Source organism: Pseudogracilibacillus sp. SO30301A, assembly GCF_037072025.1.
Lineage (GTDB): Bacteria > Bacillota > Bacilli > Bacillales > Amphibacillaceae > Pseudogracilibacillus.
The window spans coordinates 1-26,457 of the sequence record NZ_JAXHDD010000003.1 but is presented as its reverse complement, the minus strand read 5'-3'; the positions used below and the strand labels follow the sequence as shown (position 1 = coordinate 26,457).

Annotated in this window: 25 protein-coding genes; all 25 read right to left on the bottom strand. The window is 36.2% G+C overall.

Features of this window, described 5'->3' with window-relative positions:
* Nucleotides 1-36: 36 nt before the first annotated feature.
* Nucleotides 37-933, bottom strand: a complete 897-nt coding sequence (locus SPD89_RS02835) for a DMT family transporter (RefSeq protein ID WP_336260451.1) — start codon at nucleotides 931-933, stop codon at nucleotides 37-39.
* Between the two features lie 233 nt (nucleotides 934-1,166).
* Complete coding sequence (locus tag SPD89_RS02830; protein ID WP_336260450.1) at nucleotides 1,167-2,372, bottom strand: acetyl-CoA C-acyltransferase; 1,206 nt, start codon at nucleotides 2,370-2,372, stop codon at nucleotides 1,167-1,169.
* Between the two features lies 1 nt (nucleotide 2,373).
* Nucleotides 2,374-3,162 (bottom strand): enoyl-CoA hydratase/isomerase family protein, encoded by a 789-nt coding sequence (locus SPD89_RS02825; RefSeq protein ID WP_336260449.1) that lies wholly within the window; start codon nucleotides 3,160-3,162, stop codon nucleotides 2,374-2,376.
* The gene (locus SPD89_RS02820) at nucleotides 3,152-4,009 is read right to left on the bottom strand and encodes a 3-hydroxyacyl-CoA dehydrogenase (protein WP_336260448.1); all 858 of its coding nucleotides are present in this window, start codon (nucleotides 4,007-4,009) and stop codon (nucleotides 3,152-3,154) included. Before SPD89_RS02820 ends, SPD89_RS02825 begins: the two co-directional genes overlap by 11 nt.
* A 448-nt stretch (nucleotides 4,010-4,457) precedes the next feature.
* The gene (locus SPD89_RS02815) at nucleotides 4,458-5,525 is read right to left on the bottom strand and encodes a zinc-binding dehydrogenase (RefSeq protein ID WP_336260447.1); all 1,068 of its coding nucleotides are present in this window, start codon (nucleotides 5,523-5,525) and stop codon (nucleotides 4,458-4,460) included.
* Between the two features lie 506 nt (nucleotides 5,526-6,031).
* Nucleotides 6,032-7,423 carry a phenylacetate--CoA ligase family protein gene (locus SPD89_RS02810; RefSeq protein ID WP_336260446.1) on the bottom strand — a complete coding sequence of 464 codons (1,392 nt, stop codon included), beginning with the start codon at nucleotides 7,421-7,423 and terminating at the stop codon, nucleotides 6,032-6,034.
* A 69-nt stretch (nucleotides 7,424-7,492) separates the two neighbouring features.
* On the bottom strand, nucleotides 7,493-8,857 hold the full coding sequence (locus tag SPD89_RS02805; RefSeq protein WP_336260445.1) for a TIGR00366 family protein: 1,365 nt from the start codon (nucleotides 8,855-8,857) through the stop codon (nucleotides 7,493-7,495).
* Between the two features lie 219 nt (nucleotides 8,858-9,076).
* Entirely contained in the window at nucleotides 9,077-10,039 is a 963-nt protein-coding gene (locus SPD89_RS02800; protein ID WP_336260444.1) for an enoyl-CoA hydratase/isomerase family protein, read from the bottom strand.
* 313 nt (nucleotides 10,040-10,352) lie between these two features.
* Complete coding sequence (locus SPD89_RS02795) at nucleotides 10,353-12,245, bottom strand: sigma 54-interacting transcriptional regulator (RefSeq protein WP_336260443.1); 1,893 nt, start codon at nucleotides 12,243-12,245, stop codon at nucleotides 10,353-10,355.
* A 198-nt stretch (nucleotides 12,246-12,443) separates the two neighbouring features.
* Nucleotides 12,444-13,382 carry an aldo/keto reductase gene (locus SPD89_RS02790; RefSeq protein WP_336260442.1) on the bottom strand — a complete coding sequence of 313 codons (939 nt, stop codon included), beginning with the start codon at nucleotides 13,380-13,382 and terminating at the stop codon, nucleotides 12,444-12,446.
* 18 nt (nucleotides 13,383-13,400) lie between these two features.
* Nucleotides 13,401-13,658, bottom strand: a complete 258-nt coding sequence (locus SPD89_RS02785) for a PaaI family thioesterase (protein WP_336260441.1) — start codon at nucleotides 13,656-13,658, stop codon at nucleotides 13,401-13,403.
* The gene (locus SPD89_RS02780; RefSeq protein ID WP_336260440.1) at nucleotides 13,655-13,798 is read right to left on the bottom strand and encodes a hypothetical protein; all 144 of its coding nucleotides are present in this window, start codon (nucleotides 13,796-13,798) and stop codon (nucleotides 13,655-13,657) included. The genes SPD89_RS02785 and SPD89_RS02780 overlap by 4 nt, the downstream gene beginning before the upstream one ends.
* Nucleotides 13,799-13,894: 96 nt before the next feature.
* Nucleotides 13,895-14,443, bottom strand: a complete 549-nt coding sequence (locus tag SPD89_RS02775; protein ID WP_336260439.1) for a DUF6241 domain-containing protein — start codon at nucleotides 14,441-14,443, stop codon at nucleotides 13,895-13,897.
* A 182-nt stretch (nucleotides 14,444-14,625) separates the two neighbouring features.
* Nucleotides 14,626-15,384: a type I 3-dehydroquinate dehydratase gene (gene aroD, locus SPD89_RS02770; RefSeq protein WP_336260438.1), complete on the bottom strand. Its 759-nt coding sequence runs from the start codon at nucleotides 15,382-15,384 to the stop codon at nucleotides 14,626-14,628.
* Between the two features lie 52 nt (nucleotides 15,385-15,436).
* Nucleotides 15,437-16,273: a sugar phosphate isomerase/epimerase family protein gene (locus SPD89_RS02765; protein WP_336260437.1), complete on the bottom strand. Its 837-nt coding sequence runs from the start codon at nucleotides 16,271-16,273 to the stop codon at nucleotides 15,437-15,439.
* Between the two features lie 222 nt (nucleotides 16,274-16,495).
* Entirely contained in the window at nucleotides 16,496-16,675 is a 180-nt protein-coding gene (locus SPD89_RS02760; protein ID WP_336260436.1) for a hypothetical protein, read from the bottom strand.
* 369 nt (nucleotides 16,676-17,044) lie between these two features.
* Nucleotides 17,045-18,028, bottom strand: coding sequence for a CobW family GTP-binding protein (locus SPD89_RS02755; protein ID WP_336260435.1), 984 nt, complete (start codon nucleotides 18,026-18,028; stop codon nucleotides 17,045-17,047).
* A 140-nt stretch (nucleotides 18,029-18,168) separates the two neighbouring features.
* A complete protein-coding gene (locus SPD89_RS02750) occupies nucleotides 18,169-18,396 on the bottom strand; it encodes a hypothetical protein (RefSeq protein ID WP_336260434.1) in 228 nt (75 codons plus the stop codon).
* Between the two features lie 198 nt (nucleotides 18,397-18,594).
* Nucleotides 18,595-20,268 (bottom strand): metal ABC transporter solute-binding protein, Zn/Mn family, encoded by a 1,674-nt coding sequence (locus tag SPD89_RS02745; RefSeq protein WP_336260433.1) that lies wholly within the window; start codon nucleotides 20,266-20,268, stop codon nucleotides 18,595-18,597.
* A 904-nt stretch (nucleotides 20,269-21,172) separates the two neighbouring features.
* Nucleotides 21,173-22,189 (bottom strand): FecCD family ABC transporter permease, encoded by a 1,017-nt coding sequence (locus tag SPD89_RS02740; protein WP_336260432.1) that lies wholly within the window; start codon nucleotides 22,187-22,189, stop codon nucleotides 21,173-21,175.
* Complete coding sequence (locus SPD89_RS02735; RefSeq protein ID WP_336260431.1) at nucleotides 22,186-23,187, bottom strand: FecCD family ABC transporter permease; 1,002 nt, start codon at nucleotides 23,185-23,187, stop codon at nucleotides 22,186-22,188. The genes SPD89_RS02740 and SPD89_RS02735 overlap by 4 nt, the downstream gene beginning before the upstream one ends.
* Before the next feature lie 26 nt (nucleotides 23,188-23,213).
* Nucleotides 23,214-24,017 carry an ABC transporter ATP-binding protein gene (locus SPD89_RS02730; protein ID WP_336260430.1) on the bottom strand — a complete coding sequence of 268 codons (804 nt, stop codon included), beginning with the start codon at nucleotides 24,015-24,017 and terminating at the stop codon, nucleotides 23,214-23,216.
* A 78-nt stretch (nucleotides 24,018-24,095) separates the two neighbouring features.
* Entirely contained in the window at nucleotides 24,096-25,064 is a 969-nt protein-coding gene (locus SPD89_RS02725; RefSeq protein ID WP_336260429.1) for an ABC transporter substrate-binding protein, read from the bottom strand.
* Nucleotides 25,065-25,089: 25 nt separating this feature from the next.
* Complete coding sequence (locus tag SPD89_RS02720) at nucleotides 25,090-26,145, bottom strand: NAD(P)/FAD-dependent oxidoreductase (RefSeq protein WP_336260428.1); 1,056 nt, start codon at nucleotides 26,143-26,145, stop codon at nucleotides 25,090-25,092.
* A 98-nt stretch (nucleotides 26,146-26,243) separates the two neighbouring features.
* A complete protein-coding gene (locus tag SPD89_RS22840; protein ID WP_442961027.1) occupies nucleotides 26,244-26,420 on the bottom strand; it encodes an AraC family transcriptional regulator in 177 nt (58 codons plus the stop codon).
* Nucleotides 26,421-26,457 lie beyond the last annotated feature (37 nt).

Genomic DNA, 26,457 nt, shown 5'->3' with positions numbered 1-26,457 from the left:
CGCTAAATTTTTTATTCAAACTTTCCAATGTTACATTTATACTCTTTTCGATTTACTATACATAGTTAAAAAGACACCCATGAAAACAAAGAAACCTCCCATTATTTGGAATACCTTTAATGCTTCATTGATAAATATGAATGCAAATAATGTAGCAAACACAGGTATAAAATTCATAAACACTCCTGCATAGCTTGCCCCTAATTTAATAACACCTATATTCCAACATATATAAGCAACTACTGATGCACAAATACCAGTATAAAAAACAGCGAAAATAGACATAAAAGACCATGTTATATCATGCGTAGTATATACAGATTCAAGTATAAACAATGGTAAAAGAATCAGTATTCCAAACAACATACTTATGAAGAAGGTAGAATGTCCAGGTAGTATTGAAGAGAATTTTTTGGTTAATACAGAATATATAGACCATGCAATAACAGCAATAAGAACAAATAAATCTCCAATATTGAATGACACATTTAACAACGACATAAAAGATCCTTTTGAAATAATGAATAAGACGCCTATGAGAGAAATGGCTGTTCCGACAATTTGAATCATAGTTAAACGTTCTTTTAGAAAAATAAATGAAATAATAAAAATAATGACAGGCGCAGTTGTGTTCATAATAGCTGCGTTAATAGTAGTAGTTTTATGGAGCGCAATATAAATCAAAGAACTATAGCTAGCGACACCTGTTAGTGCCATGAAAAAAATTGGCACTAGATGTTTGCGTATAAGATTCCAATCACGTTTTAGAAAAGACCAAGCAAATGGATAAAACACCATAAATGCAATGCACCATCGCCAAAATGCTAAAGTAAATGGAGGCAATTCACTTATAACTGCACGCCCTATCACAAAATTACCTCCCCATAGTATAGTTGCAAATAATAAAAAAAGAATTGAGGAAGAACGGTCCATAATAAATCCCTACTTTAGCTATAATTTTACATTTAACCTTATCAAAAATGTCCAAGTACTGCATTATTAATATTAAATATGAAAAATAATAATTAAATCTTCATACACCTACAAAAAGCAAAAAGATGTAATTCATAAATTATTAAAGGAGCTGTCCCATGAACCAGTGATATTGGATTTAGGGGACAGCTCTTTTATTTCGAATTATTAAAATGACATATAATATAGAACTCTTAACATTTTTTAACTATAGTTGCAATTCCTTGACCTACACCGATACACATCGTTGCAAGACCATAGTTTATATGCTCACGCTTATGCATTTCATGTAAGAGTGTTGTCAAAATTCTGGCCCCACTTGCTCCTAAAGGGTGTCCAAAAGCAATAGCCCCACCATTAACATTAACGAAGTCCGTTTGAAATTCCAACTGCTTTATACACTCTATAGATTGGGAAGCAAAGGCTTCATTTAATTCCACTAAATCCATATCATTTGCTTTTAAACCAGCTCGTCTCAATGCTTTTTGTGAAGCATAAATTGGTCCAAGCCCCATTACTTCAGGTTCCAATCCCGCAATAGCTGAAACAATATATTTTCCTAACGGCTTTACCCCTAATTCCTTTACTTTTTCCCCACTCATAAGAAGCAATACAGAAGAGCCATCATTAATACCAGATGAATTCCCAGCTGTTACCGTGCCATCTTTAAATATCGGACTTAATTTCGCTAACCCTTCCAAAGTTGAATTTGGCCTTGGGTGTTCATCTGTATCAACAATCGTCGTTTGGCCTTTTTGCCCAGTAATTTCAACTGGAATGATTTCTTCTTTAAAACGATTAGCTTCGATTGCAGCTTTTGCTTTCATTTGACTATTTTGTGCAAATTCGTCTTGTGCCTCCCGAGAAATTTCGTACTTTTGTGCAACTTTTTCTGCGGTTTCCGGCATGGAATCAATACCATATTTTTCTTCAATTTTTGGATTTGGAAAACGCCAACCAATTGTTGTATCATAAATTTCAACACTTCGTTGAAAATCTGTTTCCGCTTTAGCCATTACAAATGGAGCTCGGGTCATACTTTCAGTTCCGCCAGCAATGAAAATATCTCCTTCATTAGCTAGAATGGCTCGAGCTGCATAGTTCACAGCATCTAACCCTGACCCACATAGGCGGTTTAAAGTTGTGCCACCTACTTCAATTGGGAGGTCAGCAAGTAATACAGCCATACGGGCAACATTTCGATTTTCCTCTCCTGCACCATTTGCGTTACCTAATACGACTTCCTCAATTTCCTCAACTGGAACGTCCGGATTTCTTTCAACAAGTCCTTTAATGACGGTCGCTGCAAGATCATCCGTTCGTACGGATTTTAAGGCACCTTTAAACCTTCCAATTGGTGTTCTCACTGCATCAACGATGTATACTTCTTTCTTTGCCATGTCACTCACCTTTAAATATTGGTTTTCTTTTTTCTAAAAATGCTTTTGTTCCTTCTTTTTTATCCTTTGTGCTAAATAACACAGCTTGTAACGATTTTTCTAGAGCAAGCCCTGAAGGTAAGTCCGTTGTCGGGCTTTGATTTAAAGCAATTTTTACCATTTGTACAGCAATTGGCGATTTTTTCGCAATTTTTCTTGCGATTTCATATGCTTTGTCCATCAGCTCATCGTTTGGAACGACATGGTTTAATAGTCCAAGTCGATGCGCTTCTTCAGCGTCGATAAAATCTCCGGTAAAAATCATTTCTTTTGCCTTCGCTAGGCCGACAATTCGCGTTAAATGTTGGGTACCACCGCCAGCAGGCAAAATTCCAAGATTAATTTCTGGTTGGCCAAGTTGTGCTGTTTCACATCCTACACGAATATCGCATGCAAGTGCGAGTTCACAACCGCCACCGAGTGCATAGCCATTAATTACCGCAATGACAGGTTTATTTGAGTTGTAAACATTTAATAATACATCTTGCACTGCTAGCCCGTAGATATCAAGTGGTTTACGGTCATGAATCCATTGAATATCGGCTCCTGCGACAAACGTTTTTTCATGTCCAGTAATCACGATAACACGGACACCATCATTATCATTTAATTCGGCAACCGCACAATCTAACTCTGCCCAACTTTGGGGATCCATGGCATTTCGTTTTTCTGGACGGTAAATTTGAATTTTTCCAATAAAGTTTTCGATAGATAATCTTAAATTGCTATATTCTTTTAAATTAGTTGTCATTGTAATCATAAACCCCTTTGCCTGTTTTACGTCCTAACCTTCCTGCTTTCACATATTTTACGAGCAGCTGACTTGGGCGAAAACGATCCCCTAAAGTAGAATGTAAATATTCTAGGTTACTTAATCTTGTATCCAGTCCTACTAAATCTCCCAATTTAAAAGGTCCCATTGGATAATTTAATCCGATCTCAATCGCTTTATCAATCTCCTCAGGTGTCCCGACTCCTTCCATGAGCATGTTAAACGCTTCATTTCCGACCATACTACTAATTCGGCTCGTTACAAAACCAGGCATTTCATTTATTAACACCGTTTCTTTCCCCATTTGTTTCGCAACAGCCTCTACTAATTCTGCTGTTTCATCGCTCGTTTCTAGTCCACGAGCAATTTCTACTAGCTTCATAAGTGGAACTGGATTGAAAAAGTGCATTGCAATAACTTTTTCCGGTCTATTTGTGTACGATCCAATTTCTGTCGGACTCATTGTTGATGTATTGGTCGCAAGAATTACATCTTCTCGAGCGTATTGATCTAGCTTTTCAAATACATCTTGTTTAATTTTTTGTACTTCAGGTACTGCTTCAATGACAAAGTCTGCTTTTTCTGCTGATTCTTTTAAGTCTGTTGAATAATTTAGATTTTCTATTGCAGTTGCTTGAGTTTCTTTGGAAATCTTGTTCCGATGGACTCCTTTTTGCAACATTTCTTGATGATAAGCTCTTGCTTTATCTAGACTTTCATCCTCGATATCATACACAGTCGTTTCAAATCCACCAACAGCACTGGCGTATGCAATTCCACTTCCCATAATACCTGAACCAACTACTAAAATATGTTTAATCTTCATGTTGTCCTCCTAGTTTAAATCTATTTCTCTAATAAAAACTGTTTGAATATAATACATTGTTTAATATATCATTTGTATCAATATAATAATTCAATTTAAAGATCCCCAATAAAAATTAGTTATTGATGTTCACTCTAGGTGGTCGCTTTTTTTACTAGCGTCCGTTAAGCCTTTCTTCCCGCAACAGACATCATGTGCAAGTGTCGATGACGTCACAAATCTTTATGGTAGACCAGCCTTTAGTAGTAGTCCCTTAACGTGACGTTTATTATCGACCAACGCAATACGACGTGTTAGTGTCGGCGTAGGCCATAGGACGTGACCGTATCTATAGCCGACCAAGAATCGACCACCTGCCGTTCCAAGTCTTATTTGTTAGTGAGTAAAACCACGTACTTTTTTTGTTCAGATTTATTTTCAAAATTAACATTTATGAAATTGATACTATTTATTTATCATTTGTATCTACTTTTAAGATAATCTTACCAATATGATCTCCAGCTTCTAAAGATGCTTGTGCTTTTCCAGCTTCGATTAGTAGAAATTCCTGATGAATATGCGGAAATGCGTTCTTTTTCTCGATTAAATTTACAACTTCATGAAAGTCTTGTAGATCTCCCATCCATGAACCTGTAATTGTCAATTGTTTTCCAAAAATTAAACGTAAATCTACTTCTGTAAAAGGACCTGTCGTTATTCCACAAAATGCTAGTCTTCCACCACGCGCAAGCATTCGTAAACTATCATTAAAAGTTTTACGACCAACGTGATCTAAAACTATGTCCGCCCCTACCTTATTCGTTATCTCCCGGACTTGTTTTACAATATCCTCATCACGTACGATGAACGAGACATCCGTAAATCCTTTTTCCTGTAAAAATTCTTTCTTCTCTTTTGAGCTGACAATTCCTATGACATTCGCTCCAATTGCTTTTGCAATCGACAGTGCAGCATAGCCAAGTCCGCCGGAAGCGCCCCAAATGAAAACTGTATCATTCGCAGTCATTTTCCCCTTTGTAACAAGTGCATTCCAAGCAGTAACATATGCAATCGGAACTCCAGACCAAGACCTCAGCTCGTCATTCGTAATTTTTACGGCTCGTTTCCCTTGAATTGTAACATATTCAGCATAACCACCGTCATTGTTATATCCAAGAACTTCAAAATGCTGACATAATGTTTCTCTTCCTTTTATACAAGATGAGCAAGAACCACAACCCTTACCCGGGTAAAGAACGACTGCATCACCTACATCTACATGGTTAACTTTGTTCCCTACTTCATGGATAATACCGACTACATCACTACCTGGAATTTGCGGAAGAGATAGCCGGTCTCCCGTCCCCCCTTTGCGCAGCCAAATATCTAAATGATTTAACCCACAGTACTTTACTTGGACACGCACTTCATCCGCTTTTAATGGTTTTAGTTCAATATCTTCCTCATAGCTTAATTGCTCTATACCGCCATGTTCGTGTAATACAATTCCTTTCATCGTTTTGTTTGAAATTCCCATGACTCCCGATACCTCCTCGTATAATATATTTAGAGCTTAGATTTAGGCGAATTTCCAGTTGATCCGGACAACCAGAAAGACCCTAAATCAATTTCCAGAATTAATTCTGTTTTAGATGGTTGAGTAGCTACATTAATAGCTCCCTCATCCACCCTGTTTGTTTTACTCGTTTCACCTGCTTCACCCGGTGCCTTAGAAGGGGAAGCAGCGTCCCATTAATTGTCTTCTATGTCGGTTTGAAGTTGGTCTCTTAAATGATGTGCAAGGTGCCAACCAAGGTTTGATGTAGCTTCCATCCCTATTTTCATTGAATTTAATTTATGCTTTTCGCATGTTTCCAACATTTTTTTTAATGAGGGTATCTGCCCCTGTTTGATTATTGGAAACAGCAAAGCTCGGAATATTCAGTAATATTTGGCTTGCTCATTTTTAGTGGTTTTTAACGATTGCTGAAATAAATTTCCAATTTTCTTGTTTTAAGGACTTGACATATTACCGCTGTGCTCTTAACGTCGATCTTCAAAACGTACTAATTTAGCCCTGGAACCATGACCCGTAAGTTCTTGTAAAGAGTCTTCTTCAACAATTTGGACGTAAATTTTAACACCAGTTCTTCTTCTTAGCTCCTCTTCTAATTCTAGTTTGAGAACATGTTTATCAGAACTTGAAAATTTTGGTTCAACAAGAACCGTCATTTCTTCTCGGTTATTAATTCGCTCTACATAACAGAAGTATTCACCATTTACTTTTGGACTTTCGTTCACAATATCTCCGATCGCTTCTGGCCAAATGTTGATTCCGCGAAGTTTAACCATATTGTCACTTCGGCCTTGGAAGTAATCAATTTTTCGATGCCAACTTCCACATGTACATTTCTCAAGTTTAAAGCTTGCAGAAATATCCTGAATATTATAACGGATTTGTTGCGTTCCTGTTTTATACAATGCAGTTACAACAACATTTCCACGATGCCCCAGTGGTAAAGGCTCTCCTGTTTCAAAGTCAACAATTTCAACGATAAATGCATCTTCAAATATATGCAGTCCTGATTCTGCTTCACATTCGGAAGCGACATATTGTACTTCATGGAATGCATACGAGTCATACACTGGAATGCCGAACATTTTTTCCACTGGCTCTTTCGTACCAAAAGCAGATAAAGTTTTTAAATTTAAATCTGTTTTAGGATCAATTCCCATCTTTTTGGCTGTGTTTCCAATATGAACTAAATAATCCGATGTTGCTAAGATAGAGGTAACACCAAATGTTTTGGCAAGCTCTACTTGTTTTTCAGTAGGTGTTACATTTCCAATACCTGTTGTAATCGGCGTACACCCTAACCAGTGCCACAACCCATGATCCATAATCCATGCCGCATTATGAGTGGAATATGCCCACGAGTTCATCACGGCATCTCCCGGACGAATTCCATGCATGTAAAAAGTTCTAGCACTTAAAATTGCCCCTACTTCTCGATCCCATGACGAATAAATCGTCGGTCTTGGAGCCCCTGTCGTCCCACCACTCATATAGATCCTTAGTGGAGTATGTTTACCATCTTCAAATCGATACGCTTGATAATCTCCAAACGGTGGTTCACGATCGATACTATCCCGGATATCATCAATTGTATAACTAGGAATTTTACTTACATCATCAAGACTCTTTACATCATTTGGAGTAAAGTCGTGTTTTTTCCATAGTCTTTGGAAAAAAGGAATTTTGGATCCTTTTTCAAGTGTTTCATGTAGCCTTTTTAATTGCGTACTTTCTATTTGATCTCGGCTCCATTTCCAAGTTCCTTCCATAAATTCAATTGGAGGTTCATATTCACTTACCAATTTGTTCCAATCTACTGATTTGTAGTAATAAGGAAGATTTTTTGTCTTTGCAGTCATTTTTCTCCATCTCCTTTTAATTGTTGTTTAAGAGTATCTAATAAAACTCTTTCTATGCTGTCTAATCGATTAAAGTGGTAAAAATGTTAATCCTAAAATCCAAATAACACCAAGTAGTACAAGGATAGGTAAGCAATACCCCATAAAGTCACGAACCGTTAAACGAGTTCCCAAGCTAAGTATCGGGAAGTATAACAATGCCCAAAATGGCTGAATCATGTTTGTCCAAAGATCTCCATACGTAATTGCCATAATGATCCGCGGAATATCTACTCCTAGTTCTACTCCTGCAGGTACAAGGAATGGTGCTGTAGCGACAAATTGAGACCCTGCAGATGGAATGAACAAGTTGATGAATCCTGTAATTAAAAATGTGAAGATTGGATACGTTGCAGTATTAGAAATACCAACAATCCATTGTGTAATGACGTCTGTTAGTCCAGATTGAAAAAGAATTGCTGCAATTCCACCATAGAGCGGGAACTGAAGTGCAATACTACTTGTTGCATTCATGTTTTTTGAAAAAGATTCAACGTAAGTCGTTGGATTTTGATGAACAAGGAATCCTAAAGTAATCGCAATGAATGCTACCGTGTTCAAGTTTAATCCATCGAGTCCATGTAACCCTAAAAAATAAATTAAATACAGAAGACCTAAAGATCCGATAACGAAAATGATCGGGCGAAAATGATTAATTTTTTCTGCAAATGTTGTATGGTTTTGTTTTTGGTTATGATCGTCTACTTCCTCAAGTGCAGCAGCAACTTCTTTATCGATTGCAAGATCATTAAATGTAACAATTTCTTTTTTGCCTTTTCCAATATAGTAGAAAATAATCGTAGTGAAAGTAACGATTAGAAATGCTGTTACTAAGTTCATGACGGAAAATGTAGTCTCTTTTAATGAATATAGTCCACCGAGTAATTCCGTAAGTTCCCCTTCTGTTGCTACGTATAACGGAATCGTTCCGGAAATTCCAGTTAACGATATCGTAAAGGATGAATAGGCAACAGCGGCAAGTAGTCGATAATCCACTCCATCCACGTTTTGACCAATAGCACGTGCATATAAGGAAGTAATAACTGGTCCGAAGTACCACCCTAAAAAAGAAGTTAATGCTCCGATAATACTAGTTGATACATAGGCAGCACTTGGTGACTTAACGTAGTTCGCCATTTTTCTTATTAGTTTTTTCATAATTGGTGTATCAACAAGCACTAATGCTGCAGCATACGTAATGACTAGTTGGAAAGCAAATAGAAATAGGTCAGGCATACCATTGGCCCAATAACCTAAAACGCCGAATGTTGATGAATCTGTAAAAAGGATTGCCGATACTATTGAAATAAACGTTAACAGTAACGCAAAAATAAATGCATCCGGAAAATAACGACTATAGAGATCCGCTACTCTTTCTGATAAATTTTTATTCAATTGAATTCCCTCCTTGAAATTTTTAACTATAAAACATAAGCCATCATTTGGTAAAATTTACCTACAATTTTTATGAATGCGCTTACAGCAATAGTATAAAGAAACTGCCCATAGAAAAAGTTGTTTTATTTTTTTCACTTGCGGGCAGTCTCAGCAAATCTCCAGTCAATTAATCGGAAAATAATTTCGTAGATTAAATGTTTCTAAGATGTCTTCAAATTAATTAGATAATGGAGATCCACAAACTCCACAATGTTTAAAATGCTCTGGGATATCTTTCGCTCCACACTCATTACAATCTAGTGACGGCGCTCCCCACATATGCTCATACGATTCTCCTGTGCTTAAACGCTCACGTAGCATTTTATAGTCTGGTAGTCTCTTTTCACTAAATGCAAGCATTGCTTCATGAGTCTCATATTTTGCTGTATGTTCAGTTAGCCAGTCGCGCGCATGACCTGTTGTTAAATCGAAAGACATGTTCTTCCAGAAGTTTGTTTGCTCTTTCGTGTAACGTAAACACTCTGGTAGTTTATTCAATAATTTCTGTGCCATTACTTCTACTGCTTCATCTAATTTGTTAAATGGAACAACTTCATTTACTAAGCCCCACTCAAGTGCCTTTTCTGCTGAGATTTCTTCGTTTAACCAAAGGATCTCTCTTGCACGACGATCACCAACCATGATCGGTAACCATTGAGTTGCTCCTCCAGCTGCAACACTACCGTGTGAATTACCTACTTGGCGAATATAGCCATGGTCAGCCATAATTGCTAAGTCACAAGTCATATTAAATTCATTTCCACCTCCAACAGCCATTCCGTTAATACGTGCTATTGTTGGCTTTCCAATATTGAGTAACTTTTTATGAGCTTCTAAAAACTGACCCATCCATTTCCAATAGTTTCGAGGTCTTTCTAAAATTTGTTCATTTTGTTCTTTCATATCCGCACCTGTACTAAACGCTTTATCTCCAGCACCTGTCAAGATGACAACTCCCACTTCGTCATCCCATGAAGCCATTTCAAAAACATAAGCCAACTCACGTAATGTCCTAAAATTTAAACAATTATAAACTTCTGGACGATTAATTGTAACAGTTGCTACAGCACCCTTCTTTTCATATAAAACATTTTGTAACTCCATTTCTTCTGGTTGTGTTGGACTTAAAAAGTGATCCATGATGATTCCTCCTTAATTTTATGTTCACTCACTAAATCATGCAATATTCGTGCCAACATATCCGAAAATAGGTTTTTTTCGGGTATGAATTTTTTAAATATTATATTTTATCAGCGTTATCAACAAAACTCTATATATTTTAAATTAAAGTTTAATTTTTTTAATTAAAGAAATTAAGCATTTTTTCTTTTTGTTCAAATTACGAACATTCTATTTTTTTAGTGAACAGTTTTTGTTACATTATTGAACACGTTTTTTATTTTAAAAAACAAAAACGCTATCAAATGAAGATAGCGTTATCAAATAGATGGAATTATTTTACTTGGGCTTGTTCTTTCATTCGTTTCCAAAGCGTCGTGCGACTAATTCCTAATACTTCTGCTAAACTAGAACGATTTCCGTCATGTCTAATTAATAGTTCAGCAATAATTTGTCTTTCCATTCCTTCCATGCTTTCTACTTTGATTGTCAAATACTCACTTTCTAAATCATTATTATCCTTTTTGGCACTCTTTTCTTCTTGGTATTTTTTATCTAATAGATTGATAATAGTCCCTTTATAATGATCATCTACAGCGGACACCCGTTCAATAAAATTTTCCATTTCTCGAATGTTTCCTGGCCAATCATATTGAATTAACAGTCTCCTTGTTGTTTCTGATATGATTCTAGAATTTACACCATGCTTTTCTAAAAATGTATCAAGCAATATTTCTATATCCTCTCTACGGTGACGTAAAGCTGGAATAAAAAGATGTAAAACATTTAATCGATAATATAAATCCCTTCTAAATTCTTCCTTTTCTACCGACTGGATTAAATTTTTATTCGTCGCAGAAATTACACGGAAATCAACTGATAATATTCGCTCGCCTCCAATACGGCGAACCTCTTTTTCCTGAAGAACTCTTAGTAATCTCGCTTGCAGAGTAGGTGATATATCTCCAATTTCATCTAAAAATATGGTCCCACCGTGAGCCATTTCAAACAAACCCGGTTTCCCACCTTTTTTTGCACCGGTAAAAGCTCCTTCTTCGTAACCAAACAATTCACTTTCTAGTAAATTTTCTGGTAGTGCAGCACAATTCACCGCAATAAACGGACCTGTTTTTCGTTTACTTTCATTATGTATACTTTGTGCCATTAACTCTTTACCAATCCCACTTTCTCCATAAACTAAAATATTGCTTTCTGAATTTGCATAAGCTTTCCCCAATGCTATTACTTGTTCCATTTTGTTACCCCGATAAATAATATCATCAAATTTATGCTTAGCAAAAAATCTCCGCTGGTAAAGTTCACTTCTAATATCATCATTAATTACTAAAAATGATTCAGTTTCTTGGAAAGTGATTACCATACTTTTCTCGCCTAAACGTACGCGATTCAATACATAACTTTTATTTCCATTTTTAATGATTTGCTTGGAAGCAGGTGAATAATCACCAACAAGTTTTTTAAATAGCATTAATTGGATATTTTTTGCCTTTCTATTAATAATATCTTTTGAGTGGATTCCAAGATAATTTGCTGCGACATCATTACAAACAGTTATTATCCCTTTAGAATTCATAGATATTACACCATCAAATGCACTTGAAATAATTGACTGTAAATGTTTTTGCTTTTTTCTTTCCTTTGAAAAGTATTCTAATGATTCTTGAGCTCTTAAAAGAGATTCAGTCATCGAATCAGTCTGTGAGAACACTATAAATGATTGCACTCCAATTTTACCGGCAGTATGTCTCATACACTCTGCAGTTCCTACAATTGGTTTATTTTCTTTTGTCTTTGCTACTTCATGAATATGGTTAGAAATATCTCTTTCATTTTCATATAACTTTAAGTCTATATCGACATTAAGCATTTCACTAATTGTACTGAGGTCAATACGACGAGAACTTTCAAAATGATCGATTAAAACTATAGACTTATCAATTTTTTTAGCATCATTTATTGTTCGGACAATATCGTAATTCGTTACATCTATTTTTATTATTGGAATATCGAGTTTTGACTTTAAGAAATTTGCTGTAACACCACGGGCAACAATCACTTTCACTTCATGATTGCGAATCATTTGCTTTGCTTTTGATAACCCTGCTTGTAATGCTCCCACTTCTACCACTATCGGTATTGTCATGCTAGAAGCAATTTGTTTAATTTCTTTTTTAAAATCAGAATACGGCGCCACAACTCCAATCATAAATAATCCCCCTTGTATAGAATAAAAAATTAAACTTTAAACATTGACTTAAAATTATTGTAGCAATAAGCTTAAATCATAATAACACTAAGTAAATTTTAATATTTTATATTTCCATCCTAATAATTATAATGAACGAATTAAATTTTTTAGCCATGGTTTTAATATCCTAGAGACAACCTTGGAAGCATTATCTCTTTAACGAAAGAATTCATTTATTTTATTAATCTCTTCCTTTGTCAACTCCAGTTCAAGCGTTTGTAAATTACTAATCACCTGATCACTGTGCTTCACTCCCGGAATTACAACATCAATCGCATCACGCGTCAAATACCAAGCGAGGACAATATGCGCCACTTCCGCATCTTTTGCCTCCGCAATCGCACGTAGCTTATCAACTTTTTCTAAATGTTTTTTAAATGCCTCTCCTTGGAAATGCGGCTTAGATAAACGGGTATCTCCCTTTGGAAAAGTTGTGTCCTCCGTATACTTTCCTGCAAGTAACCCAGATGCAAATGGGAAAAACGGTACAAATGAAATGTCGTTTTCAATCGTATACGGAAACAATTCTTGCTCATTTTCCCGCTCAATCAAATTATACAGTCCTTGATACACATCGACATACCCATCACGGTTCGCTTCTTTCAGCTGATCGAGTGAAAAATTCGACACACCAATCGCACGAATTATTCCCTTATCTTTTAATTCCTTTAACGCACCAACCGCCTCATATTTTGGCGTGTCCTCATCCGGAAAATGAATGTAAAACAGATCAATATAGTCCGTTCGCAACCGTTTCAAACTATCTTCCACAGCTTGTTTCAAAAATGCAGGGGAATTATCAAACACCGTCTTTTCTTCAACAAATTTATGTGCCGCTTTTGAAGCTAGAACAATATTTTTCCGCTCACCCGTTTCCTCCAGCACTTCGCCGATAATTTCTTCGGACCGCTTTGGACCGTATGTAAATGCAGTATCCCAGAAGTCTACTCCATGTTCAATCGCCGTTTTTAAAAATGCTCGTCCATCATCATCTGTAATATTCGGATAATATTTTTGTCCTCCAACTGAATTCGTACCAAGTCCAATTGGATTCACTTCTAAATCTGTACCTCTGATCGTTATTTTTTTTGTCATTTTATCCCTTCTTTCTAATTATTCTCTCGGTTTCATCATATAGGTTGCCAGGCCAATTGCAACTTCTTCGCCTTGGTCATTCTCAATGACTGCTTCGCCGACGATGAGTGATTTTGATTTTCCTTGTTTGACTACTCGCCCTTTAGCAATTAGCGTTTCTCCGACAGCCGGGCGCAAATAATTGACCTTCATTTCAACCGTCACACCGCCCATCCCTTTTTCAACTTGTGACCTGAGGGCATCCCCAACCGCTGCATCGACAAGACTTGCAATCACTCCGCCATGAACCGTTTTTGACTCTGTGTAATTTCATGAATAACGGGCAATTCAAGAACAGAGTGACCATCATTAAGTTCAACTTCTTTTAAGCCGATATGATCCCAATATGGGTTGTTACTCATTATATTTTCACTCATCGAATCTTCCTTTCTATTAAAACATCGGCGTCTATTTTTTTTACTATTCAATTGATGGGATGTAAAATAGTAAGCGCACTCAATTTTCTCGTGAACTTATTTTCTTTTACTTTCCAAATATGCCTTCTCTTCTTCTGCGGTTAACAATCTAATGGCTTCGCCGATATTTCCACCTTGCATTTCCCAGATCGTATTATGATCTTCGACAGCATGCGAAAAGTCACCATCCGCCCAACGTGTTAAAATTTTTTTGTACACTTCTTTATGTTGTAGAGGTTCTTTTGTTTTATCTACGCTTTTTAGTAACCAGTCAATCCGTTCATCTGTGATTTCAATTAATCCCCATTTTGCTTCAGCTTCTATTTTTTGATGAGACATTTTATGAATGAAATCTCTCATCACCTCTTCGGTTACTTCTTCCTGTTTCATTGTTGTATTAAAAGGATTTTTATCTTCATCTCCCTGTTCATTCAGTAAAATCGGTTCTTCTTCTCCCTCTTCTTGAGGAGATTCTGTTTCGGTTTCAGCCGGTTCTTCCGTAACAGGTTGTTCAGAAGCTGAAAAATCAGTATAAACAATATAAGTAAACCATCCAATTAATGCTACAATCACAATAATGAAGGTCCATATTATCTTTTTAAACATTGATACCACCTCTCCTTCACATCCATTGTAGCATGTTTCATAAGATGAAAAAGAGGACAAGTTCCCCTGTCCCCAGCCTTATTTTATACCCAATATCAAAACGCAAACTGAACCGCAAGTAAGTCACATTGCTTCAGACTCGACATTTCTTTAAATAAAGAACTTTCGCACCCTAATCACTTCTACTCCCAGCTAGGTACTAAATCTTGCGTTAACTGAATCGCTTCACGCAATTTTTTAACCGGAATTTGTCCTGGCGCGGATAACTCTACACCGACACCAAACGTAATAATTGAACCATAAGCCCAGCCAACGATACGGCTTAATCCGCCAAGATCGCCCATTGACATGGTCACTACTGGTACTTCAAGCATATCGTCAATTGTTTTTGTTATTTCAAGCAGACGAAGTACATCTTCTTTTGAGTTTGGCATTACCGCAAACTTTGCTATATCCGCTCCATAAGCCTCCGCCTGACGAGCACGTTCAATGATCTCATCATTATCCGGAGTCACTTTAAAATTATGATAAGATAAAATTAATTGTTTATTGTTTTCTTTAGAAATATCACGTAACGTTTTTAAATACTTATCTTCATTTGACGTTTCATAATCAACGAAATCAACATCTGTTTGTTTACAAACCTTGCTAATTAAAGATACTTTATCTTCTTCGGTTAACGTAATTTTTTCCCCACCTTCATGCTCTGCCCGAATAGTAAATAATAATGGGATGTCTGTTTTACCTTTGATTTCTTGAACGAGTCCTACCACAAGTTCAACATCAGTTAAATCTGTTAAAAAATCTGCTCTCCATTCAATAAGATCTGGCTCCTGTGGCAAAATTTTATCTAATTGCTCAAGAATTTCGGCCTTTGTTATTCCTGTTAAAGGTGTACAAACATATGGCGCTTTTTTATTTGCAAAAATTTCTGTCGTCATCTTGTTACACTCCGTTTCATTTTTCCTTATCGATAGTATACCATAACCCTAGTTAGCTATTAACCTTCTGCTGGCGAGGATGTTTGGCAAAATATTCTTTCGCTGTCACGAGACAACGGCGAGCAAATTCTTCGTAGCCAAGTAATTCAGATTGTCGCTTATTTGGCAATTCAATTGAATATGGCACTTGCGGGATACTATTAATAATGCTTGCTACATCAATTCCGCCTTCCCCGACATATGAACGAGCTTCTCGTACGATACGAACCATTTCATCGCGATCAGATGGAATGATACCAGGCGCATCACAGAGATGGAGAAAACGGAACCATTCTTTAGGTACTTTTTTCAAATCTTCAACTGTACCATGTGCACGATGGAAATGATGAATATCAATCATCAGCCCGGCATTCGCTTTATTTACAGTATTTAAGACATCCATTACACCAGCTAAATTTGAAACGCTTGCAATTGGCACATACTCTAACTCAACAGTAAGTTCATACTGAGCAGCTAAATCACAAAGCTTTGTAAACTTATCAATTGCTTCTTCTTTATTATCTGTCCATATACTACTCAACACATGACGCCCACCAAGTTCAGCAGCAACTTCCATCTCAGGCTCATACTGACTCGGATCAATGCCATCTGCGATCCGAGCTAGTTCAATATCAAGTAATTGTAATCCAGTATCTTTTAATGCTGTTTTTGTATCACGAAGAAGTGCTTTATTTTTAGCCAAGGAAAAATTCGGTTCACCTGGTAATCCCATATAAATCGGGCGTAAACTTACAAAATCATACCCCGCACGTGCAGCCATATACGTCATTTCCGGCGGCGGCGTATTCAATACTGTTAAATATGCTAATGAAAACTGAGGTTGTGACATGAAAAATCCTCCTTTTATTAGTTGGATCGATCTAATTTCAGAGCTGAAATTATTTATACATTTGAGTGACCATCTTCCCTTCACGGTTAGATCGATCTAAAATGTAAGCGTTAAAATTATAATACAGTATTACAACTAAAATATCAATGATTTATTTTTAATACTATCGCAAAAACAAGGCAAGTCTTTATGCCTTGTTCATGGAATGATTACCTCGTCTCTTTAAGATGCATCAATCGCTATAATAATTCCTATCACTAAGTGTAAAAACCAACCAACTAATGGAATCCAAGCTAAGCAAGATGGTACAATTCCTAATATGTTTCCAACCTTTGATGTTTGAGCATTTATCGCTATTACAAGTGATGCAATAATAAGAGCAATATACCAAGTACTAATCACGATAGATCCACCAACAATAGGAATAGCTAGAAACAGTTCTAGTCCCGGAAACCCACTTCATAATCCGGGAATTCGACAACTAGTTTTCTCCCTCTCATTAAAACTGAAGTTATGATTTATGGAAAATTCCGATTTTTCTACTTTACATAAATCTACTAAGTAGAACTAAAGTAAATATAATTACAATACATTGAATTAGCGATTATGATATCTTTTTTCTAAGTGTTTTCCGAAGTATACTTCTGTCCGAATCTATGTAACACTCTTAAAAAAATTAAACAAACTAACCACAATGAAAGAAACTAAGTAAAAAAGGTAATAATAATTTTGAATTCACATTTTCACCACTCTCCGTGCAGCGCTTTATTCTTATCTTTGTGCTGCAACACAATATTCAAAACCTTTTTCTAATTCAAGTTTATTTAAGTTTTTTCCAATCAAAACAATTTTGCTGAGCTTAGCTTCATCTTTTTTCCACTTTCGGTCACTCGTTCCCGAAAACAACATATGGACCCCCTGAAAAACAACTCGTTCCTTCCTATCCGCAATATGAAGAATACCTTTATAGCGATACAGACTTTCCCCTTTTATTTGCACGAGATAGCTAAACCATTTATTAATTTTATCCAAATTAAGAGGACGTTCATCGGTAAATATAAAAGAATTAATATCATCATTATGTTGATGACGATGTTCGTTTTTTAACAATTGCGGATTAATTTTAAGCTTATTTCCTAACTCAAAAGACTTTATATCTATTATTTCTTTTATATCAATTTCACAATTAGAAGAGAACAACATCTTTGCATTTGGGTTTATGCCAATAATTCTTGCTTTTAACCCATCTAATTCTTGTTTATCAATGAGTTCTACTTTATTAAAGATCAACACATCTGCAAATGCGATTTGTTCAAGAGCAGTTTCTATATCAATATGTTGCAAGATATGTTTTGAGTCTAAGACAGTACAAACACTGTCTATTTCAAACCAACTTGCCATGAGATCATCCATCAAAAACGTTTGAATAACAGGAGCTGGATTTGCGAGCCCTGTTGTCTCAATGATAACGCGATTAATATGTATTTCTTCTTTTATAAATCGTTTGAGTAAGGTTGATAAAATAGAAATTAAGTCTCCTCTAACATTACAACAAATACAACCACTATTAATCTCAATAATTTCTTCTTTTGTATTCATGATGAGCGCACTATCAATCGATAAATCACCAAATTCATTTACGATTACAGCTGCATTTTCATTTGAATTGTCTTTAAGTATCCGATTTAATAATGTTGTTTTTCCAGCACCTAAAAAGCCTGTTAAAATTGTTATCGGTATTTTATTACGAATCATGTCATACACGCCTTCTTTCATACATTTTGCTCAAAGTATAATAAATCTTTCTTCTGAATCGATCTATGATGTAGTGTCATCCAAGAACTTTTCACTATTTTTTTGTCCACAGATAGATTACCAATATTGTTGTAAGCATATTAACCCATATCCACTTGATCCATTGTGACAGCTTCAAAAACAGTAGCTGGAAAACCCTTATTTAAATGGGGCTGGGACAAAAGTGTTTTTACCAAAGAAAAAGCCGAACTACTATGGTGCAAACCCGCTCCGGAAATATACTTCTCGCTATCCTTAGGGCGGCGGCTGGTGAGCTTCCTCGAGTACATTAAGGAGGGCAGACTAAAACCTCCCTTTGCGGCCAACATCTGCATACCCCTTGCCGGGGCAGGTTCTCACCGATGCCTTTTCGACGAACACGATGTTCTAGTGTCGGCGTAGGTCACAGGACGTGACCGTCACTAGCCGACCTCCCGCAGAAGTATACGTATATTTCCTCCGCTAAGGTAATTCATTGTTCGTCTTTGAGGGTAGCATTTTAGTTATTGCCCAGCCCCAGTAACATCTTACTTTGTTGTCTTATCAAGCACTTTTAGATTATCATCCATTAGTTCAATATAGTCTTTCTCATTTTCAATATCTTCTTCTGTTCTCACTTCTAAGTTGTGAATCATTACAGCTTCCGCACCAATTTGGTCTTGAATAATTTCAGAGAGACGGTTCTTGCTGTTTTGTTCGTAAAGAACGTAATCTAAATTGTACTCTTCTGCAGCTTTTATAACCTCAGTCAATGCCTTTTGTGATGGCTCCTCACTAGAAGATAACCCACTAATTGGAATTTGTTCGATACCATACCGTTCTTCCCAATAACCAAAAGCTGCATGTGAAACGATAATATGCTTATTTTCTTTTGTATCAAGTAGATTCTTGTATCTTTCATCTAATTCTGTTAATTTGCTTTTTAATGCATCAAAATTTTCGTTGTAAAGAGCTTCTTCATTAGGGTTTAATTCAATTAGCTCCTCCTTTATTATTTCCGCAACTTTAATGACTCGTAGTGGATCAGTCCAAATATGGGGATCATGATCTTCGTGATCATCAATGACAATCGTTACTGGATTTGATTCGGCAACAAGTTCATGATTGTCATCATATAGCTCGGCCTTTATTTGCTGTTCAGAAATAGTAGCTTTTCCTTCATAAGTACCTTCATTTTGATCTTCTGCCATTTCCCATTCTTCTGAATCTGAATTACGTGTAAACCAGTGCCAGTGATCATAATCTGAGTCCTCATTATGTTTTGCAGTAAGTTCAATCGTATCTCCTGTATGGTAATGATCAGCTAACCCATTGATGGATACTGCAGTAGTTGCTTCATCTCCATCATTTTGATGGTCATGTCCGTCATGGTCGTGGTCATCTCCGTGTTCGTGATCGTTTCCGTCATGATCATGGTCGTCCCCTTCGTGATCATGGTCATCCCCGTGTTCGTGGTTGTGTCCATCGTGATCATGGTCATCCCCGTGTTCGTGGTTGTGTCCATCGTGATCATGGTCACCCCCGTGTTCGTGGTTGTGTCCATCGTGATCATGGTCATCCCCGTGTTCGTGGTTGTGTCCATCGTGATCATGGTCACCCCCGTGTTCGTGGTTGTGTCCATCGTGATCATGGTCATCCCTATGTTCGTGATCATTTCCGTCATGATCATGGTCGTCCCCTTCGTGATCATGGTCATCCCCGTGTTCGTGGTTGTGTCCATCGTGATCATGGTCATCCCTATGTTCGTGATCATTTCCGTCATGATCATGGTCGTCCCCTTCGTGATCATGGTCATCCCCGTGTTCGTGGTTGTGTCCATCGTGATCATGGTCGGCATGTTCATGATGGAAAAGCTCCTCATGTTTTCCAATCTCAATTAACTTCACATCTTGCGAACCTAATGCACTAGAGATACTCTCGGCAAACCCCTCCATACCTTCACCTATATAAATAAATGCATCACTTCTAGCAAACTCTCCCATTTCCTTAGAGGTGGGTTCATATGTATGTCCATCAGCTCCAGGTGGATAAACAGAATGAGCAGTAACCGTATCCCCTCCAATTTCCTCCACTATGTATTGCAGTGGATAGACTGTAGTATAGATGGTTAGATCCGATTTAGTGTCTTCATTTGTTGAAGAACAACCCACAGTCACAAAAACTAAAAATAATAAAAATACGAATGATTTAATGAATTTCATTCTCTACTCCCTTTCTTAAATTTTGTTGTTTCCAAATTATATCGTAATGATTACGATTTGTAAATAGGAATGATTACGATTTGTTTTTTATATTAAATTCCTTACAGAGGATCGAACACTTCGATACAAAATTAAAATCCAACTAAAAAAACTAGAATTCATTTTTTAAATAAAATGAAATCCTAGTTTTTCGTTCAACTAATTATTTGCTGCTCTTCCGTCAATAGTTCTATTCGTCATTATCCTCCTACCAATTGAATCACTGCTGGCCTAAATCATAAACGACACCGCAACGAGCTTTTGGGATTGGAAAAAAGACATGCGAATGATGCGGTGGCCATCAGTGGTATTTCTTTGGTCAAAAAGGATGTCCAGACCTTCTTTTTCAAGATCAGGCAGTTTCAAAAAAAACGGTCATTACACGAAGCAACCGCAAGTTAAGGACGCAAAACGAAAAAATGTCATCCGCAAAGAAACGAGAAGAACAAAAAAATTCTTGGGTGGATAGTGTGAAAACAAAATCAGTGAAACACTTCTATGTAAAATATTTCTAAGGGCACACCAAATAAGCCACAAAAAATGCACTTTTTTTTGGTGGTTATCTGATGATTGTAATCACTGAATCGCATCAGTGCGCTGAATAATTTTGTAATTCGCTGAATAATTGAAAATCCCGCTGAATATCATGGGGTTTGCGCTGAATAATCGGTCAGATCGCTGAATTATAGACTGAAACCGCTGAATCGCGTCAGTGCGCTGAATAATTTTGTAATTCGCTGAATTATTGTAAATCCCGCTGAATGTCATGGGCTTTGCGCTGAATAATCGGTCAGATCGCTGAATTATAGACTGAAACCGCTGAATCCCGTCAGTGCGCTGAATAATCAAGGAATATTGATTAATTTTAAATAGAATGCGTTTTATACATTAAATATATGAAGTACGGTGCGCCAATAATTGCTACAACAATCCCGGCAGGAATGGTGCCCGTAGAGATGACTACTTGACCGATAGTATCCGCAATCACAAGTAAAAAAGCACCTACCAATAATGCAATTGGTAAGAACAACTGATGTCGTGGCCCAACAAGTGATTTAGCTATATGTGGCCCCATTAAACCGATAAAACCAATTGAACCAGCTACTGCAACTGTAGCTGAGGACAGGATAACAGCTGTTAATAATAAAATAATCCTTTCTCTATCTAGCCTGACTCCGAGACTTCTCGCCGTTTGATCATGTGTATTAATGATATTTAAGACATTTGATTTAAAAAACAAGAAAGGAATAATTATTAAAACCCAAGGTAAAAAAGCGATGACAAATGGCCATTCATCTCCCCAAATATTACCTGCAAGCCAAGTGGCAATAAATTCTGCCTGATCTTCATTGAACTTTCGCATGATAGTAATCGAACCGCCGGATAAGGCAGTAGATAATCCTACACCAATTAAAACCATGTTTGCAGGACTGATTCCCTTACCTTTATTATAACTAAACAAGAAAATTAAAAATGCAGTTAATATACCGCCAATCGTACTTACAAGTGGCAATACATAAATAAATGTATTTGGATTAACTTGTCCAATAATGATTAATACAGCAATTGCAAATCCCCCACCTGCATTTATACCGAGAATACCTGGTTCGGCTAATGGATTTTTTGTAACACTTTGGATGATTGCTCCACTTACGCTTAAAGACATACCAGCTAGTAGAGTAATAATCATTCTAGGCATTCTAAAATTCATTAAAATTAAAGTATCCATAGATTCGCCCTGTCCAATTATTGTTTTTAAATATGTATTTACAGCCATTTTATATTCTCCGGAAGTAATGCTCCAAGTAATTGCTAAAAAAAGGAGGAATAATGAGATAATAAATACAATTAACTGTTTTCTTTTTAATCGTGGATCAATCATATCGTTTGTCCCCCTTTTTTAATTAAATATAAGAAATAAGGGACACCTATAAAAGAGATGATTGCACTGACAGGTGCTTCACCCATTAACCTTGCAACTGTATCGGCAGCTACAACTAGGCTACCTCCCAAAACTACTGTTAATGGGATGACCTTTTTATAATCCGTACCAACTAAAAATCTAGCAATATGGGGGATCATTAATCCTACAAAAGCAACTTGCCCTACAATTGCTACCGCAATCCCTGCTAGCATCATACTTAATAACATTGTGAATACTTGGATAAGCTTAACATTTTGTCCAAGTCCTTTCGCGACTGATTCCCCCAAATTTAAAATAGATAATTGCCTGCTTATTAGAATAAACATAACGATTACAATAATAACGACAGGAAAACCTATATATAATTGTTCCCAAGTTGTACCGGAGACACCGCCAGAACTCCAAAAAGTAATGGATTGATTCAGCCTAAAATAAAGAGCTATTGCTTGACTTAATGCACTGAGCAATGCGCTGACAGCAGCACCTGCTAAAATTAAACGTATTGGGTTAAAACCATCTCTTCTTGAACGCCCAATCATAATGACCATCGTTCCACCAATCATTGCACCTAAAAAACTTGTGAAAATTAACATAGAAAATGAAACGGTAGGTAAGAAAGCATATGTTAGTGCAAGCGCAAGTGCAGCCCCGGAATTTAAACCAATCAAGCCTGGATCAGCAAGACTATTTCTTGTCACACTCTGAATCCCAGCACCTGAAACTGCAAGTGCCATGCCAACAAGTAAAGCACCAATGTCTCTAGGAATACGAATATCCACAATAATATTATGGTTCATATCAGTAGAGTCATAATTGAAAATAGCATTAATAATTGTTTGAATATTTATTTCCGCACTCCCAAGTATAATTGACAACAAAAAAATAATAACCATCAAGAGACAAGCGATAGTAAAAATAAAAATAAAATTTATTTGACCTTCTTCCTTAAAACCCATCCTTTTTAACTCACTTCTTTATGAATTTATACGTTTGAATATTTTCTTTTCATTAATTGATAATTTGTAATCATTGGTTTTCCAGTATTTTTATCTATACTTAACTCTGCATCAATATTGAACACTTTGGCAAGTAACTGACTAGATAACACGTCATCAATGTTTCCTTGTGTAATAACCTTTCCTTTTTTCATTGTAATAATATAATCTGAAAAACGAATTGCTTGATTAATGTCGTGAAGCACCATAACAATTGTTGTATTTTGCGTTTGATTTAGTTCTGTAATTAATTCTAAAATTTCAAGCTGATGTTCAATATCTAAGAAAGTCGTTGGTTCATCTAAGAAAATAATGTCTGTTTTTTGCGCAAGAGCCATAGCAATCCATACCCTCTGTCTTTGTCCACCACTCAAATCATTAATCGCCCTATATTTAAACTCTGATATCCCAGTGACTCGTAAAGCCCATTCTATAATATCAATATCATCCTCATATAAACTTCCAAATCCTTTTTGATAAGGATACCTTCCATAGGATACGAGTTCTCCAACGCTTAGACCATCTGCGACCTCTGGAGATTGAGGTAAAATTGAAATTTTTTTAGCAATTTCTTTTGATGCAATTGAATTTATATCATCACCATCTAAAAGTATTTTTCCTTTCTTAATTGGAAGAAGTCTACATAATGCGTTCAATAAAGTTGATTTTCCACAACCGTTGGGACCAATAATAGAAGTGATTTTTTTATCCGGATTATCAATATCCAAGTTCTCAATGATTATTTTATTACCATATGCAATAGTCAATCCGCTCCCTGTTAGTCGATTCATATTACTCCCTCTCTTTGGTCAGTTTTATAGATAAAAACCTTTTCATAAAGATATCTCTATGAAAAGGTTATATGTTCTTTAATCCATTGCATCAAGTTGCTCTTTAATCAATTTTCGTTGGAATTCTAATGATATCGGATCATTATAACGTGTTACTGATAAATCCAATTCAATTACTCTTCCAGCTTGAACTGCATCCGCATTTTCCCATACTTTAGTCTCGGTTACAGGTGCTCCTTCATCTCCTATGGTGGCTAAAACAATGAAATCTCCAACATATTCTGGCAACTCCTCCGTAGACAGCTCAACATTAAATTGATCCTTCGTAATTTCAGCAAGTGTATCTGGTTGTACAAATCCGTATCCATCATATAATATTTCTCCGCCACGCCCATAGTCGGTATTAAATGATATTAGCCCTTTAGGAGTGGATTGAAAAATTGAAAGTGTCTTACCTTCTATTAAATCAGCATACTTCTTAGCATCCTCTGCCATTTTTCCTTCCCATTCTTCTAACCAAGCTTGAGCCTGTTCTTCTTCACCGACAAGTTCTCCTAGTAACCTAGTATTATCTTTATATGTACTAATCATTGCATCAAATGTTACTGTAGGAGCAATTTGTTGAAACTTATTTAAGTTAGGTTCTGTAGCCGTAGCAATAATTAAATCTGGTTCCAAATTAATAATACCTTCAACATCTTCAGGATCAATTCGCTCGATTCCCTCTGTAGCTTCATTAAGTACCTCATCTTGGTCAACATAATAAGGTACACCTACAGGATTATGCCCAAACTTAATTAATGCACCTACATATGCAGGATGAAGTACGACAATTTTTTTAGGATTGGCCGGTATCTCTACCTCATCACCACTGTCAGTAGTAAAGATTTTTGTCTCATCCGTATCAGATGTTGCCTCATCTTGGGTTTCCTCATTGGATACTTCTTTATCAGTTGTTTCTGCTTTATCAGATCCTTTTTCATTATTACATGCTACTAGAAAAATTAAAAATAATGCACTCATTAATAATAGTAGATTTTTTTTCATGCTTTTTTCTCCCCTGATATAATGTTTAAGTTGTTTGTTCGTACAAATATTTTTTATTTCTTTCGTCTAGAATATCATTGTGTGAGGACACTTGAGCCACTTTATGAGCATCTGGTTCAATATATAACTTTGCAGCATTAACTGCATTTGTTGCATCCTGATACGCACCTGCAATCAGCTGCAATTTGCCATCATACAAGACACAATCACCTGCTCCATATATACCAGGTATATTCGTATGCCCCATAGAATTACTTTTAATATAGAAATGCTCGGTTAATTCCAATCCTGTTGATTTACTGTTTTCCTTAAGAAGAGGATTGTTTTTATGATAACCATGATTTACTAGAACTGCATCAACTTCCATATAAAATGTTTCTTGTTTCTTATTATTATAAAGTACTACTTCATTTACATTGTTTTCTCCAATTAATTCATAAATCTCCGTATTAAAAAGAATATTCACACCATTATTAATAAGCTTTGTTTTGGTTGCTTCCAAACCTTTTAAATCATCTCCACGATAAATAAGTGTAATATCTTTTGCTATTGGAGATAAATCATTTCCCCAGTCAATAGATGTTGGACCTCCACCAGATATAAGCAATGACTTTCCTCTAAAGTCGTTAACATCAAGTACTTCATAGTGGAGATTTTTCTTCTCAAATTCGGTTGCTCTAGGCACTTCAAGCTTCATTGGTCGAATTACGCCTCCTGCTCCAGTTGCAATAACTACTGTTTTGGTATGATGGATATCTCCTTTAGTTGTCGTAACTAAAAAGGTGCCGTCATTCTTCTTTTCTATACTTGTTATAACTTGATCTAATACAATTGTTGGGCTAAATGAAAGTCCTTGTTCAATAGACTGCTCAATTAATTCTCTTCCAGTCAAAGGAGTTAGTCCCCCTACATCCCAAACCATTTTTTGTGGATATACATGAACTTTACCACCAAGTTTACTATCAGCTTCTATAATCTTCGTTTTCATTTCACGTAAACCTGCATAAAATGCCGCAAATAGTCCTGCCGGTCCTCCGCCAACAATAGTAATATCATATAATCCGTCACTACTATTCAACACTAAATAACACATCCTTCTCCATAAACAACATTGATAATGATTATCACTATTAATTGTATCAGAGCGAATTCCTTTGTGAATATCATTTTCATGAAAATCTATGGATTATTCATGAATTTATTTAGATATGTTTTTGGAGATATACCGATATGTTCTTTAAATCGGCGACTAAAATATAACGGATCCGTAAATCCTACCATTTCAGCGACTTCTTTTATTTTGTACTTTACATCCCGGGAACTTAATAACTTAAGTTTCGCACCTTGAAAATCCAATAAATAAAGCCCTTTTCAACAGAGGAAAAGGGCAGTG

Coding starts and splice junctions, on each gene's coding strand:
- SPD89_RS02835 (WP_336260451.1), bottom strand. CDS start 933: ATGGACCGTTCTTCCTCAATTCTTTTTTTATTATTTGCAACTATACTA.
- SPD89_RS02830 (WP_336260450.1), bottom strand. CDS start 2,372: ATGGCAAAGAAAGAAGTATACATCGTTGATGCAGTGAGAACACCAATT.
- SPD89_RS02825 (WP_336260449.1), bottom strand. CDS start 3,162: ATGACAACTAATTTAAAAGAATATAGCAATTTAAGATTATCTATCGAA.
- SPD89_RS02820 (WP_336260448.1), bottom strand. CDS start 4,009: ATGAAGATTAAACATATTTTAGTAGTTGGTTCAGGTATTATGGGAAGT.
- SPD89_RS02815 (WP_336260447.1), bottom strand. CDS start 5,525: ATGGGAATTTCAAACAAAACGATGAAAGGAATTGTATTACACGAACAT.
- SPD89_RS02810 (WP_336260446.1), bottom strand. CDS start 7,423: ATGACTGCAAAGACAAAAAATCTTCCTTATTACTACAAATCAGTAGAT.
- SPD89_RS02800 (WP_336260444.1), bottom strand. CDS start 10,039: ATGGATCACTTTTTAAGTCCAACACAACCAGAAGAAATGGAGTTACAA.
- SPD89_RS02795 (WP_336260443.1), bottom strand. CDS start 12,245: ATGATTGGAGTTGTGGCGCCGTATTCTGATTTTAAAAAAGAAATTAAA.
- SPD89_RS02790 (WP_336260442.1), bottom strand. CDS start 13,382: ATGACAAAAAAAATAACGATCAGAGGTACAGATTTAGAAGTGAATCCA.
- SPD89_RS02780 (WP_336260440.1), bottom strand. CDS start 13,798: ATGAGTGAAAATATAATGAGTAACAACCCATATTGGGATCATATCGGC.
- SPD89_RS02775 (WP_336260439.1), bottom strand. CDS start 14,443: ATGTTTAAAAAGATAATATGGACCTTCATTATTGTGATTGTAGCATTA.
- aroD (WP_336260438.1), bottom strand. CDS start 15,384: ATGACGACAGAAATTTTTGCAAATAAAAAAGCGCCATATGTTTGTACA.
- SPD89_RS02765 (WP_336260437.1), bottom strand. CDS start 16,273: ATGTCACAACCTCAGTTTTCATTAGCATATTTAACAGTATTGAATACG.
- SPD89_RS02755 (WP_336260435.1), bottom strand. CDS start 18,028: ATGATTCGTAATAAAATACCGATAACAATTTTAACAGGCTTTTTAGGT.
- SPD89_RS02750 (WP_336260434.1), bottom strand. CDS start 18,396: ATGTTGGCCGCAAAGGGAGGTTTTAGTCTGCCCTCCTTAATGTACTCG.
- SPD89_RS02745 (WP_336260433.1), bottom strand. CDS start 20,268: ATGAAATTCATTAAATCATTCGTATTTTTATTATTTTTAGTTTTTGTG.
- SPD89_RS02740 (WP_336260432.1), bottom strand. CDS start 22,189: ATGATTGATCCACGATTAAAAAGAAAACAGTTAATTGTATTTATTATC.
- SPD89_RS02735 (WP_336260431.1), bottom strand. CDS start 23,187: ATGGGTTTTAAGGAAGAAGGTCAAATAAATTTTATTTTTATTTTTACT.
- SPD89_RS02730 (WP_336260430.1), bottom strand. CDS start 24,017: ATGAATCGACTAACAGGGAGCGGATTGACTATTGCATATGGTAATAAA.
- SPD89_RS02725 (WP_336260429.1), bottom strand. CDS start 25,064: ATGAAAAAAAATCTACTATTATTAATGAGTGCATTATTTTTAATTTTT.